This window comes from Bordetella tumulicola, assembly GCF_965138755.1.
Taxonomy (GTDB): Bacteria; Pseudomonadota; Gammaproteobacteria; order Burkholderiales; family Burkholderiaceae_B; genus Bordetella_A; species Bordetella_A tumulicola.
In genome coordinates this window covers 73,811-86,505 of the sequence record NZ_CBCSFP010000010.1, presented here as the reverse complement: position 1 = coordinate 86,505, position 12,695 = coordinate 73,811, and the positions used below count along the sequence as shown (strand labels likewise).

The window sequence follows — 12,695 nt, the reverse complement described above, 5'->3', positions numbered from 1 at the left end:
AGTTAATCGTCTTCATCCTCGTCGTCTTCGTCCTCATCCGCGTCTTCCTCTTCTTGCTCCAGCGCGTCGTGCCCCTTCCAGGTCAGCCGCCAATACGCATCCGTATCGTTGCTGTCCAGAGAGGGGACCGATGTGATCAGGCCTGCATCGGCCAAAATATCCAGATGATGCGCGATTAACGACGCGGAGGATGTCTCCGGTGCGCTCGCCTGGACGGCGGCTTCGATTTCATCCTGAGATAGCGCGGCGGTATCCGCGTCGCGTAATTCGCCCAGAATGGTTACCACGAGATCAAAATCGCGTTGCATGGTCAGGTCCTCTATCGGGTTGGTTTCAAATAGAACCATACATCAGCCGTGTGATGGCAGTACGGTCTTCGTAGGGCTGTTATAGTCCCGTCCCGCGCACCAAAAGCACCAAAAGGAGCACGCATTATGGATATCACCAGTATCAAGGTCGCCGACGTTCCCGGCGGCGTCGCCCTGCAAACCACGCTGGATGGGGAGCGTATCGACGCTTATGTGGTCACGGGCATCGTTGATCTCGAAGCCATCGCCGATATCGTGCCCACAGAAAAAGTGGATGCCGGCGCGGAAATTCATGTCGCTGCCGTCGACGAGATAGACACCGCACAAGAGCACATCGACCAAGTGCTCGAAAACCTCAATCCTGGCGATGTTGCTGTGTTTCTGTGCGCCGACGAGGATGCCTATAACGCGGCGCTTGACCTGCTTGGGCTACCCATAGTGCCTTGATAGTCGTGCTCTGATCATAGGAATAAGGCGAGCGACAGTTTCTACTGAAAATAGTTCCCGATTTGCCGCGCAGACGTTGCGCTTTGTTGCAATATTGGTACGCATTCTTTAGGATTTTGTTGACTTGTTCGGGGAACCTGACGATAGTGACGGCACACGATCTCAAGCGTTGTGATTTTCGTTCAGTGCAGAGCCTTTTCGGCCGGCGTTATTGTTCTACTGTCCCCTTCTTGACTGATTCGTGACCCCCGGGCGTTTTTGCTCAAATTATCTTTAGGAAATACAGTATGGAAACCGGCGTTGTTAAGTGGTTCAACTCGGAAAAAGGCTACGGCTTTATCACCCCCGAAGCGGGTGGCAAAGATCTGTTCGCGCACTTCTCTGAAATCCAGGCTAACGGCTTCAAGTCGCTGGAAGAGAACCAACGCGTCAGTTTCGTGACGGCTAATGGTCCCAAGGGTCCTCAAGCGACGAAAATCGAAGTTCTGTAAATAAAACAGAGCTCGACGAAAAAGCCCCTTTCGGGGCTTTTTTTACGTCAGGATTGTTTCAAAATGATGCGTCGCTACTCTGAAAATGATGCATTTATCTTGATGTGTCGATTTGCAAAGTTTGACGTACTGCAAACAGGCCTCTACACTGGACGCGCGAGATTTTCAAGCGACGCGGTTGTTATTCCTGTCGCCGTCATGGTACCCAGTAGTTGCCTCTCCTTGATCATCTGGCGCTCCCGCGAATTATCGCTACTAGAAGGTGAAGGACACACTCATGGCAACAGGTATCGTTAAGTGGTTTAACTCGGAAAAGGGCTACGGTTTCATCACGCCCGATGACGGCAGCAAAGATCTTTTCGCGCATTACTCGGAAATCCGCAGCGATGGTTACAAATCCCTGCAGGAAAATCAGCGTGTGACGTTCGAAGTCGGCCAGGGCCCTAAGGGTCCTAGCGCCAAGAACATCACCGTCGCGGCCTGACCGACCTGACACGGGCTTAGGCCTGTCGCGCTCCCGATTGGCTTGTTGTCATCGGGAGCGTTTTGCTGTCTGCCCCAAGGGGACACAGCGCACGTATTTTTACCGCCGCGCGGCCTCAAGGCAAAAAGCGCCCTTGGCGAATCCGAGTGGCCTGCCCGCCGCGAGGTGGACAGCAAGCCGAAGGCGCAGCGTGGGGTTTTTTGGGGTGCCGGCATGCTGGCCCGGACGAGGATTTCCCGGCGCGCCAGCCTGTTTTTCCAGTGGCTTTTAACTTTCCGGTAAAATGCCCGGTTTCCCTGTTCGTTCACTCATTTCTCGGATAAATTTTGATGCAGCCTGTGGTTGAAACCCTCTCTGGCCTGGAACGCCGCGTAGACCTGTCGGTTTCTGTGGCCGACGTCGAAAAGGAAGTCCAGGCGCAATTGAAACGCGTCGCCCGTTCGGCCAAAGTTCCTGGATTCCGTCCTGGCAAGGCGCCGCTCGCGATGCTTGAGCGTAGCCATGGCCCCGGCATCCGCTACGACGTGATCAATGGCCAGGTCGGCCGCGCTTTCGAACAAGCTATCGACGGTGCCAAGCTCCGTGTGGCTGGTGCGCCCACGCTTGAACCCAAGACCGAAGGCGTTGCTGACGATACGCTGGCTTTCACGGCTACCTTCGAGGTTTATCCCGAAGTCTCCGCGCCCGACCTCGCGACGTTGGCAGTGACCCGTTACGGCACTGCCGTCTCTGACGCCGAAGTCCAGCAAACCCTTGATGTGCTGCGCAAGCAGCGTGCCAATTACGAAGCCCGCGAAGACCGTGCTGCCGAAGACGGCGACCGCGTCACGCTGGATTTTGTAGGCACGATCGATGGTGTGCCTTTCGATGGCGGCAAAGCCGAAGACTTTCCCTTTGTGTTGGGCCAGGGCCGCATGCTGCCCGAGTTCGAAGCCGCAGCCAAAGGCTTGAAGGCTGGCGAAACCAAAGTGTTCCCGCTCAGCTTTCCCGAAGACTACCAAGGCAAAGAAGTCGCTGGTAAAACGGCCGAGTTCACCATCACCGTCAAAGAAGTCGCCGAAGGCGTGTTGCCCGAAGTCGACACTGAGTTCGCCAAGGCGCTGGGTCAGGCCGAAGGCGACGTGGAAAAGCTCAAGGCCGACATCCGCACCAATATCGAGCGCGAAGTCAAAGCCCGTTCGCAAGGCCGCACCAAAGCCAGCGTCATGGACGCCCTGGTCGAAGCCGGTCAGTTTGACGTGCCCAAGGCCCTGGTCGACAGTGACGTCGAAAGTCGCGTCCAGGCTGCCCGCGAAGAGCTCAAACAGCGTGGCATTCCCAATGCGGACTCCGTGCCTATCCCGGCCGAAACCTTCTCTACCGAATCCGAGCGTCGCGTGCGTCTGGGCCTGCTGGTTTCCGAACTGGTCAAGCAAGCCCAATTGCAAGCCAAGCCCGAACAGGTGCGTGCCCGCATCGAAGAGTTTGCACAAAACTACGAGCAACCTGCTCAGGTGATCAGCTACTACCTGACTGACCGTCAGCGTCGCGCTGAAATCGAAGCCATCGTGCTCGAAGACAACGTCGTGCAGCACGTACTCGATCAAGCCAAAGTCACCGAAGAGCAAGTACCTTTCGATCAGTTGATGGGGATGGCGTAACGTATGCAGCGGTTTACCGATTTCTATGCAGCAATGAACGGCGGGGCTTCGGTCACGCCCACTGGCCTGGGTTATATCCCCATGGTCATCGAGCAGTCTGGGCGCGGTGAGCGTGCCTATGACATCTATTCGCGCTTGCTGCGCGAGCGCCTGATCTTCCTGGTGGGCCCAGTCAATGACAATACGGCCAACCTGATTGTGGCGCAGTTGCTGTTCCTGGAGTCGGAAAACCCCGATAAGGACATCTCGCTGTACATCAACTCGCCTGGCGGGTCTGTGTACGCCGGGATGGCCATTTTCGACACCATGCAGTTCGTCAAACCTGATGTCTCTACCTTGTGCACGGGTCTGGCTGCCAGCATGGGCGCTTTCCTGTTGTCTGCAGGCAAGAAAGGCAAGCGCTTCAGCTTGCCCAACTCGCGTATCATGATTCATCAGCCGTCGGGCGGTGCTCAAGGTCAGGCTTCGGATATTCAGATCCAGGCCCGCGAAATCCTTGATCTGCGCGAGCGCCTGAACCGCATTTTGGCCGAAAATACCGGTCAACCCGTCGAACGCATCGAGATCGATACCGAACGTGACAACTTCATGTCGGCCGAAGATGCGGTATCGTATGGTTTGGTGGACAAGGTTCTCGCATCCCGCTCCGAGGGCTAGGCTCACGAAGCACCCGGGGCCTGATGCGGTGCCGTCACGTCCAAGTAAGCGTTGAATGCGCCAGGCCCCTCGTGGCAGGCGCATTCTCACCAGAGATACGAAACACATATGCCTGACAAAAAGGGATCGGCCGACGCCAAAGTGCTGCATTGTTCATTCTGCAACAAGAGCCAGCACGAAGTCCGCAAGCTTATCGCGGGGCCATCGGTGTTCATTTGCGACGAGTGCATCGACCTCTGCAATGACATCATCCGCGAAGAAGCGCAGGCGACCGCGCGCGCGGCTATCAAGTCCGAGCTACCCACGCCGGCAGAAATCAAGACATTCCTGGACCAATACGTCATTGGCCAGACCTCGCCCAAACGCATGTTGGCGGTGGCTGTCTACAACCATTACAAGCGCATTCGCCATGGCGAAATCAAAGGTGACGAGGTAGAGCTCTCCAAGAGCAACATCATGCTTATCGGGCCTACGGGTTCGGGCAAGACGCTGTTGGCCCAGACTCTGGCGCGCATGCTCAATGTGCCGTTTGTGATGGCCGACGCCACCACCCTGACCGAAGCCGGTTATGTGGGCGAAGACGTCGAAAATATCATCCAGAAACTGCTGCAGAACTGCAACTACGAGGTCGACAAGGCTCAGCGCGCCATCATCTATATCGACGAAATCGACAAGATCTCGCGCAAGTCCGACAACCCCTCCATCACCCGTGATGTTTCGGGCGAGGGCGTGCAGCAGGCGCTGCTCAAGCTCATCGAAGGCACGGTCGCATCCGTGCCGCCGCAGGGTGGCCGCAAGCATCCCAACCAGGATTTCGTCCAGGTCGACACCACCAACATCCTGTTTATCGTGGGTGGGGCATTTGACGGTCTGGAAAAGGTCATTCGCGACCGTACCGAGAAATCCGGCATCGGCTTTTCGGCATCGGTGCGGGCCAAGTCCGAGCGCGGCGTGGGCGAATTGTTCAGCGAAGTCGAGCCCGAAGACCTGATCAAATTCGGTCTTATCCCCGAGCTGGTCGGCCGTCTGCCTGTGGTCGCCACGCTGGACGAGCTAGACGAAGCTGCGTTGGTTCAAATCCTGACCGAGCCCAAGAATTCCTTGATCAAACAGTTCCAAAAGCTGTTTGCCATGGAAGGGGCCGAGCTCGACGTGCGTTCGGGCGCGCTCAAAGCCATCGCTCGCAAGGCACTCAAGCGCAAGACGGGTGCCCGGGGCCTGCGCTCTATCATTGAAGGTGCACTGCTGGACACGATGTACGACTTGCCCTCGCAGGGTAATGTCAGCCGCGTCGTGCTGGACGAGAATGGCATCGACGGCGATGGCAAGCCTTTGCTGATCTATGCTGACGACGCTTCCTCCTCCGAAAAGCCTGCCCAACAACCCCGAGTACGAGGCGCCGCTGCTTGACGATTTCGTTAAATAACGCAAAAAAACTGCAAAAAGACCCGTTTCGTAACGGGTTTTTTTGCATTTTGGGGATTGCACGGACGACGGCCACTTGAATTTTCGGCTATTGTTCCCATATCAAACGTAACGAATGTGGATTGTCGGGCTTGCCTGATGTCCCGTCTTTACTACGCCGAGTCAAATGAAGGAATCCTCTATGTCTGCCAGTCAGACCCTGCCGTCCGAACCCATCGATCTGCCGCTGCTGCCGTTGCGTGACGTGGTGGTGTTCCCGCATATGGTTATTCCGCTATTTGTGGGCCGCCCTCGCTCAATCAAGGCACTCGAAGTCGCCATGGAGTCGGGCAAAAGCATCATGTTGGTGGCACAAAAATCCGCCGGCAAAGACGACCCTACGCCCGAAGACGTCTACGAAATCGGCTGCGTGGCCAGTATTTTGCAAATGTTGAAGCTGCCTGACGGCACCGTGAAGGTGTTGGTCGAGGGCACGCAACGCGCGCGCATAGACTCCATCGATGACGCTGAAACACACTTCGTGTGCCAGGTCACCCCGGTCGAACTCGATGCCGCCCAAAGCTCTGAAACCGAAGCCCTGCGCCGCGCGATCGTGGCCCAGTTCGAGCAGTACGTCAAACTCAACAAGAAAATCCCGCCCGAGATTCTGACCTCGCTGGGCGGTATTGATGATGCTGGCCGATTGGCCGATACCATCGCTGCGCATTTGCCGCTCAAGCTCGAGCAAAAGCAGACGATGCTGGAGGTGTTGGGTACCTCTCAGCGCCTCGAAGGCCTGCTGACGCAACTGGAAACCGAGATCGACATTCTCCAGGTCGAAAAGCGTATCCGTGGCCGCGTCAAAAAGCAGATGGAGAAAAGCCAGCGCGACTATTATCTGAACGAACAGGTAAAGGCCATCCAGAAAGAGCTGGGCGAGGGCGAAGAAGGCGCGGATATCGAAGAGCTCGAAAAGAAAATCATCGCTGCGCACATGCCCAAGGATGCGCGCAAGAAGGCCGATGCCGAGCTCAAAAAGCTCAAGCTCATGTCGCCGATGTCCGCCGAAGCCACGGTGGTGCGCAACTACATCGATACGCTCATCAACCTCCCCTGGAAGAGAAAGAGCAAGATCAACAACTCCATCGGTAATGCCGAGTCTGTGCTGGACAACGATCATTACGGGCTGGAAAAAGTCAAAGAACGCATCGTCGAGTATCTCGCGGTGCAGCAGCGTGTCGACAAGGTCAAGGCGCCGATTCTTTGCCTGGTTGGCCCTCCGGGTGTCGGCAAGACCTCGCTCGGCCAGTCCATCGCGCGTGCCACGAACCGCAAGTTCGTGCGTATGGCGCTGGGCGGCGTGCGCGACGAAGCCGAAATCCGTGGCCATCGCCGCACCTACATTGGTTCCATGCCAGGCAAGATCGTGCAAAACATGAGCAAGGTGGGCGTGCGCAACCCCTTGTTCCTGCTTGATGAAATCGACAAGCTGGGCATGGACTTCCGTGGTGATCCGGCATCGGCGTTGCTCGAGGTTCTTGATCCCGAACAAAACCACACGTTCCAGGATCACTACATCGAAGTCGACTTTGATTTGTCGGACGTCATGTTTGTGGCCACCAGCAACACGCTAAACATTCCGCCGGCGTTGCTGGATCGTATGGAAGTCATTCGCCTGTCGGGTTACACCGAAGACGAAAAAATCCATATCGCTCGCGACCATCTGCTGCCCAAGCTGATGAAAAACAATGGCGTCAAAGAAACCGAGCTCGTGGTCGATGATTCGGCCCTGCGCGATATCGTGCGTTACTACACCCGCGAGGCCGGCGTGCGTGCGCTGGAACGCGAAGCCGGCAAGATCTGCCGCAAGGTCGTGAAAGAAATGTTGGCGCAGGCCGATAAGGCCAAGGCGGATGGCAAAGCCGTTGTACCGCAAACTGAGCCCGTCAAGGTCGATGCCGAGAACCTCAGCAAATACCTGGGTGTGCGGCGCTACAGCTTCGGCATGGCCGAAAAGGACAACCAGGTCGGTCAAGTGACGGGCTTGGCCTGGACCGAAGTCGGGGGTGATCTGCTCACGATCGAAGTCGCCGACATGCCCGGCAAGGGCGTTATCCAGCGTACCGGTTCGCTGGGCGATGTGATGAAAGAGTCAGTCGAAGCGGCTCGCACCGTGGTGCGTTCCCGTGCACGCCGTCTGGGTTTCACGGACAGCGTGTTCGAAAAGCACGACATGCACGTTCACGTCCCCGAAGGCGCCACACCCAAGGACGGTCCGTCTGCAGGTATCGCCATCACGACCGCCATGGTCTCGGCTTTGTCGCGCATTCCCGTACGTGCCGATGTCGCAATGACAGGGGAAATCACCCTGCGCGGCGAGGTACTGCCGATTGGTGGCCTCAAGGAAAAACTGCTGGCGGCGCATCGTGGCGGCATCAAGATGGTGCTGATCCCCGAGGAAAACGTCAAAGATCTGGCAGAAATCCCGGATAGCGTCAAAAACCACCTCGAGATCGTGCCGGTACGGTGGATTGACAGAGTTCTTGAGCTCGCTCTGGAACGCTATCCCGAGCCGCTGGCCGACGACGAGACCCCCAAAGAACCTCTGGTCGCCAAGCCAGCCGAGTCGGCTGTGCCGGGTGATCCGATGTTCAAGCACTAAGTCAGCATGACCATGCTGTGCCCTTCGGGGCGCGGCAACAAAAATAGCGCCTCGATGGTTTCATCGGGGCGCCATTTTTTTAGGCCAGTAAGGCTCCATTAGGGGAAGGGTGAGCTGACTGCGTCAGCTCAGACCCTTGGTCTTTTTTCCTTAATGCAGCGCCTGCGTGCGAATCAGGCCCACCGCAATACCTTCCAGCGCGAACTCTTGGGTACCATCGACCAGGATGGGAGAGAAATCCGGATTTTCGGGCAGCAGCTCGATATGGCCCTTGCGATGCTGCAGCCGTTTGACGGTGACGTCGTCACCCAGGCGGGCCACAACGATCTGGCCATTGCGGGCTTCGCTGGCGCGTTTGACGGCAAGTAGATCGCCCTCGAGGATGCCGGCATCACGCATGCTCATGCCGCGGACTTTGAGCAAATAATCGGGCGTTTGGGCGAACAGGCCGGGATCGACGCCGACCTCGCGTTCAACGTGCTCCGCTGCCAGAATAGGGCTGCCAGCGGCGACACGGCCTACCAGGGGAAGCAAAAGCCGGCCCATGGCATCCGCAAAACTCGCTATCGAGGACGAACTGGCGTTGTCCCGGGAAGCCAGGGAGGTCGTCGCGGCCGTATCGGCGCTTTCGACCAGACGAATGCCGCGGGATGCGCCAGCTGTCAATTCGATCGCCCCTTTGCGGGCCAGGGCTTTGAGGTGATCCTCGGCGGCATTGGGGGAACGAAAGCCCAATGCCCGGGCAATTTCTGCGCGGGTAGGGGGAAAACCGGTACGTGCCACCGTTTGCCGGATGAGGTTCAAAATTTCCTGTTGGCGTTCGGTGAGTTTGCTAGCCATGGCAATAATCCGCTTTTGACTGTATGAATATACAGCATCAATTCTGGACGACCCTGCAAAAAAAAGCAAGTCGGGTTATGACAAACCTGTCCAGCGTAAATACGGCAGTGGCTTTGACAAAACAAAGCCTGGCGGGATGGAGCGTGGGCAACACCAGGCAGCACAACACCAGACAGAACAACGCAGGGTCCGAACGAAAAAAGGGGCCCGTCCTGGCGTCGGGGCCCCTGATTTCGCGCGAACCGTGCGCGTTTTATTGCCTTGTCTTCAGGTCTTGCTTACTTGATGACGGCGGCGATCGCTTTGGCCACGATCTCGATGTTGTGGCTGTTGAGAGCCGCCACGCAGATACGGCCGCTGGATACGGCGTAGATGCCGTGTTCCTCGCGCAGCACATCGACCTGGGCCGAGGTCAGACCCGAGTACGAGAACATGCCACGCTGTTGCAGCACAAAGCTAAAGTCCTGCGTAGCGCCCGCGGCCTTGATCTTTTCGACCAGTTGTTGGCGCATCAGGCGAATGCGGTCACGCATTCCGGCCAGCTCTTGTTCCCACAGGGTGTAGAGTTCGGGCGTGTTGAGCACTGAAGACACCACCGTGCCACCGTGCGTGGGCGGGTTGGAGTAGTTAGTGCGGATCACGCGCTTGAGTTGGCTCAGGACGCGCTTGGATTCGTCTTGGCTGCCTGCCACGACAGTCAAGGCGCCGACGCGTTCGCCATAGAGCGAGAACGACTTGGAGAACGACGAACTGATCAGCATGGTCAGGCCCAGATCGGCAAACAGACGCACCACGGAGGCGTCTTCTTGCAAGCCGGCGCCAAAGCCTTGGTAAGCGATGTCCAGGAAAGGCACCAGGTTGCGGGTCTTGACCACCTGGGCGATTTGTTCCCATTGCTCGGCAGTAGGATCCACGCCGGTGGGGTTGTGGCAGCACGCGTGCAGCACCACGATGGTTTGTTCAGGCGCGGCCTGCAACGAGGCCAGCATGCCCTGGAAGTCCAGGCCGTGTGTGGCGGCGTCGTAATAGGCGTAGGTGTCGACCGGGAAACCGGCACGCTCGAACAACGCACGATGGTTTTCCCAGCTAGGGTTGCTGATCAGCACCTTGGATTGGGGCAGTAGCTGGTGCAGAAAATCGGCGCCGATTTTCAGCGCGCCGGTACCGCCCAGGGCCTGGGCGGTCAGCACGCGGCCTTGCGCGGCCAGCGTTGAGTCAGCACCCAGCAGCAGCGCTTGGGCGCCCTTGTTGTAGCCGGCGATGCCCTCGATGGGCAGGTAGCCGCGAGCGGCGGCGGCTTCGATGCGCGCCATTTCGGCCTGGCGTACTGCGGCCAGCAGGGGGATGCGACCGTCGTCATCGTAATACACGCCCACGCCCAGATTGACTTTACCGGGACGGGTATCGGCGTTGTATTGTTCGTTCAGCCCCAGGATGGGGTCGCGCGGCGCAAGTTCGACGGAATCGAAAAGAGAGCTCATGAGGATTCGCTAACGGTAGATAGACTCAGAAGGCACTGCTGTGGATAATGGGGGGTTTACCCTGAAACAGTCTAGCATGACAGCCCCTGGATTCGTCGATTTCCCCGACAGCCCCTTTCACTTGTACCAGCCGTACCCGCCCGCAGGCGACCAACCTGCCGCGATCGCGGGCCTGCGCGAGGGCATTCGGGATGGCCTGATGTGCCAGACATTGCTGGGGGTCACTGGGTCTGGCAAGACCTACACCATGGCTAATATCATTGCCGAACTAGGTCGACCCGCCCTGGTGTTGGCGCCCAACAAGACGCTGGCCGCACAGTTATATGCCGAGATGCGTGAGTTCTTTCCCAAGAACGCGGTCGAGTACTTTGTGTCGTACTACGATTACTACCAGCCCGAAGCCTACGTCCCGACCCGCGACCTGTTTATCGAAAAAGACTCGTCGATCAACGAACATATCGAGCAGATGCGATTGTCGGCGACCAAGAGCCTGCTGGAGCGCCGCGACACTATTATCGTGGGCACCGTGTCGTGCATCTACGGTATTGGCAATCCTGGCGACTACCATGCCATGGTGCTGGTTCTGCGTGCCGGCGATCGCATTTCGCGGCGCGAAATACTGGCGCGACTGGTGGCCATGCAATACACGCGCAACGACGCGGACTTCACGCGTGGCACGTTTCGGGTGCGCGGCGAGACGGTCGATATCTTCCCGGCGGAAAGCCCGGAGCTTGCCCTGCGCCTGTCCCTGTTCGACGACGAAGTCGAAACACTGGAACTGTTTGATCCCCTGACGGGCCGCGTACGCCAAAAGGTGCCGCGTTTCACGGTGTATCCGGGGTCTCACTATGTGACGCCGCGCGACACCGTGCTTCGCGCTATCGAGACCATCAAAGAAGAACTGCGCGAGCGTCTGAAGTTCTTGACCACGGAAGGCAGGCTGGTTGAAACGCAGCGGCTTGAGCAACGAACGCGCTTCGATCTGGAGATGTTGCAAGAGCTCGGATTTTGCAAGGGTATCGAAAACTATTCCCGCCATTTGTCAGGCGCGGCGGCCGGCGAACCGCCGCCAACCCTGATCGATTACCTGCCGCCCGACGCACTCATGTTTATTGACGAAAGCCACGTCACCATCGGGCAGTTGGGTGGCATGTACCGCGGCGACCGGGCTCGTAAAGAAACGCTGGTTCAGTACGGTTTTCGTTTGCCTTCGGCGCTGGATAACCGGCCACTCAAGCTAGAGGAATTCGAGGAGCGCATGCGTCAATGTGTGTTCGTCTCGGCCACGCCGGCCGCCTACGAACAAGAGCACGCGGATAACGTCGTCGAGCAGGTGGTGAGGCCGACTGGCCTGGTGGACCCGGAGGTCGAGGTGCGGCCCGCGATCACACAGGTTGACGATCTGCTGGGGGAAATCAAGCTTCGCGTGGCCGTCCAGGAGCGGGTGCTGGTCACCACGTTGACCAAACGTATGTCCGAGGACCTGACCGATTATTTGTCCGAGCACGGCGTACGGGTGCGATATTTGCACTCCGATATCGATACGGTCGAGCGGGTGGAGATCATCCGCGATCTGCGCCTGGGCGTTTTTGATGTGCTGGTGGGCATTAACTTGCTGCGAGAAGGCCTGGATATCCCAGAGGTCTCGCTGGTGGCTATCCTGGATGCGGACAAAGAGGGTTTTCTGCGATCCGAGCGCAGCCTGATACAGACCATTGGGCGGGCGGCGCGCAACTTGAACGGACATGCGATCTTGTATGCGGATCGCATCACGGCGTCGATGCGGCGTGCCATGGACGAAACTGAACGGCGGCGTACCAAGCAGCTGCAATTCAATATTGATAATGGCATTACGGCGCGCGGCGTCAACAAGGCGGTGCGCGAACTGATCGACGGTATTGTGGCGCCGGTGCGGCACGATACACTCGAAGCAGCGATCGATCCGCATCTCTTGGGTGATGAAAAAGCGGTCGCCCGCGAGATACGCCGCCTTGAAAAGCTCATGACCGATCACGCCCGCAATCTGGAGTTCGAGCAGGCTGCCGCGGCGCGAGACGCGCTCAACGCGCTCAAGCAACAAGTGCTGTTGGGTGGCAATGTCTGAGCCGGTGTGTTTTGTTGCAAGTAAGAAAACACAGGTAGGCAATGATGGCACTGTTGCAGTGCGGGGACAGCCAAATGGATTTGTCGTCTGGAACGCCGCAAAAAATCAATGTAATACTTTAAATTAATCTCTTATATTATTGATTATTAATAATAAATACCTATTTTTTACAGCTTG

At 57.6% G+C, this 12,695-nt stretch carries 11 protein-coding genes; 8 read left to right on the top strand and 3 right to left on the bottom strand.

The genetic code is table 11. From position 1 onward, the window contains the following. Nucleotides 1-2: 2 nt before the first annotated feature. Complete coding sequence (locus ACNAZS_RS20595) at nt 3-308, bottom strand: DUF2513 domain-containing protein (protein ID WP_415792377.1); 306 nt, start codon at nt 306-308, stop codon at nt 3-5. A gap of 126 nt (nt 309-434) precedes the next feature. Here ACNAZS_RS20595 and ACNAZS_RS20590 point away from each other — a divergent pair, with 126 nt between their 5' ends. The 7 genes from ACNAZS_RS20590 (at nt 435) to lon (ending at nt 8,093) form a co-directional block, all read left to right on the top strand. Then, nucleotides 435-755 (top strand): hypothetical protein, encoded by a 321-nt coding sequence (locus ACNAZS_RS20590; protein ID WP_415792376.1) that lies wholly within the window; start codon nt 435-437, stop codon nt 753-755. Between the two features lie 287 nt (nt 756-1,042). Beyond that, nucleotides 1,043-1,246 (top strand): cold-shock protein, encoded by a 204-nt coding sequence (locus tag ACNAZS_RS20585; protein ID WP_415792375.1) that lies wholly within the window; start codon nt 1,043-1,045, stop codon nt 1,244-1,246. Between the two features lie 277 nt (nt 1,247-1,523). Continuing rightward, a complete protein-coding gene (locus ACNAZS_RS20580; protein WP_415792374.1) occupies nt 1,524-1,730 on the top strand; it encodes a cold-shock protein in 207 nt (68 codons plus the stop codon). A 329-nt stretch (nt 1,731-2,059) separates the two neighbouring features. Beyond that, nucleotides 2,060-3,370 (top strand): trigger factor, encoded by a 1,311-nt coding sequence (gene tig / locus ACNAZS_RS20575; RefSeq protein WP_415792373.1) that lies wholly within the window; start codon nt 2,060-2,062, stop codon nt 3,368-3,370. 3 nt (nt 3,371-3,373) lie between these two features. Next, a complete protein-coding gene (gene clpP / locus ACNAZS_RS20570) occupies nt 3,374-4,027 on the top strand; it encodes an ATP-dependent Clp endopeptidase proteolytic subunit ClpP (protein WP_415792372.1) in 654 nt (217 codons plus the stop codon). Nucleotides 4,028-4,135: 108 nt separating this feature from the next. Continuing rightward, nucleotides 4,136-5,437, top strand: a complete 1,302-nt coding sequence (gene clpX, locus ACNAZS_RS20565) for an ATP-dependent Clp protease ATP-binding subunit ClpX (protein WP_415792371.1) — start codon at nt 4,136-4,138, stop codon at nt 5,435-5,437. A 196-nt stretch (nt 5,438-5,633) separates the two neighbouring features. Next, complete coding sequence (lon, locus tag ACNAZS_RS20560) at nt 5,634-8,093, top strand: endopeptidase La (protein WP_415792370.1); 2,460 nt, start codon at nt 5,634-5,636, stop codon at nt 8,091-8,093. A gap of 150 nt (nt 8,094-8,243) precedes the next feature. On the opposite strand, the gene lexA is transcribed toward lon, so the two are convergent. Further along, the gene (gene lexA / locus ACNAZS_RS20555; protein ID WP_415792369.1) at nt 8,244-8,933 is read right to left on the bottom strand and encodes a transcriptional repressor LexA; all 690 of its coding nucleotides are present in this window, start codon (nt 8,931-8,933) and stop codon (nt 8,244-8,246) included. A gap of 278 nt (nt 8,934-9,211) precedes the next feature. After that, nucleotides 9,212-10,414 (bottom strand): amino acid aminotransferase, encoded by a 1,203-nt coding sequence (locus ACNAZS_RS20550; protein WP_415792368.1) that lies wholly within the window; start codon nt 10,412-10,414, stop codon nt 9,212-9,214. Nucleotides 10,415-10,490: 76 nt separating this feature from the next. Between ACNAZS_RS20550 and uvrB the strand changes: the two genes are divergently transcribed. Next, nucleotides 10,491-12,518, top strand: coding sequence for an excinuclease ABC subunit UvrB (gene uvrB, locus ACNAZS_RS20545; RefSeq protein WP_415792367.1), 2,028 nt, complete (start codon nt 10,491-10,493; stop codon nt 12,516-12,518). Nucleotides 12,519-12,695: the final 177 nt, after the last annotated feature.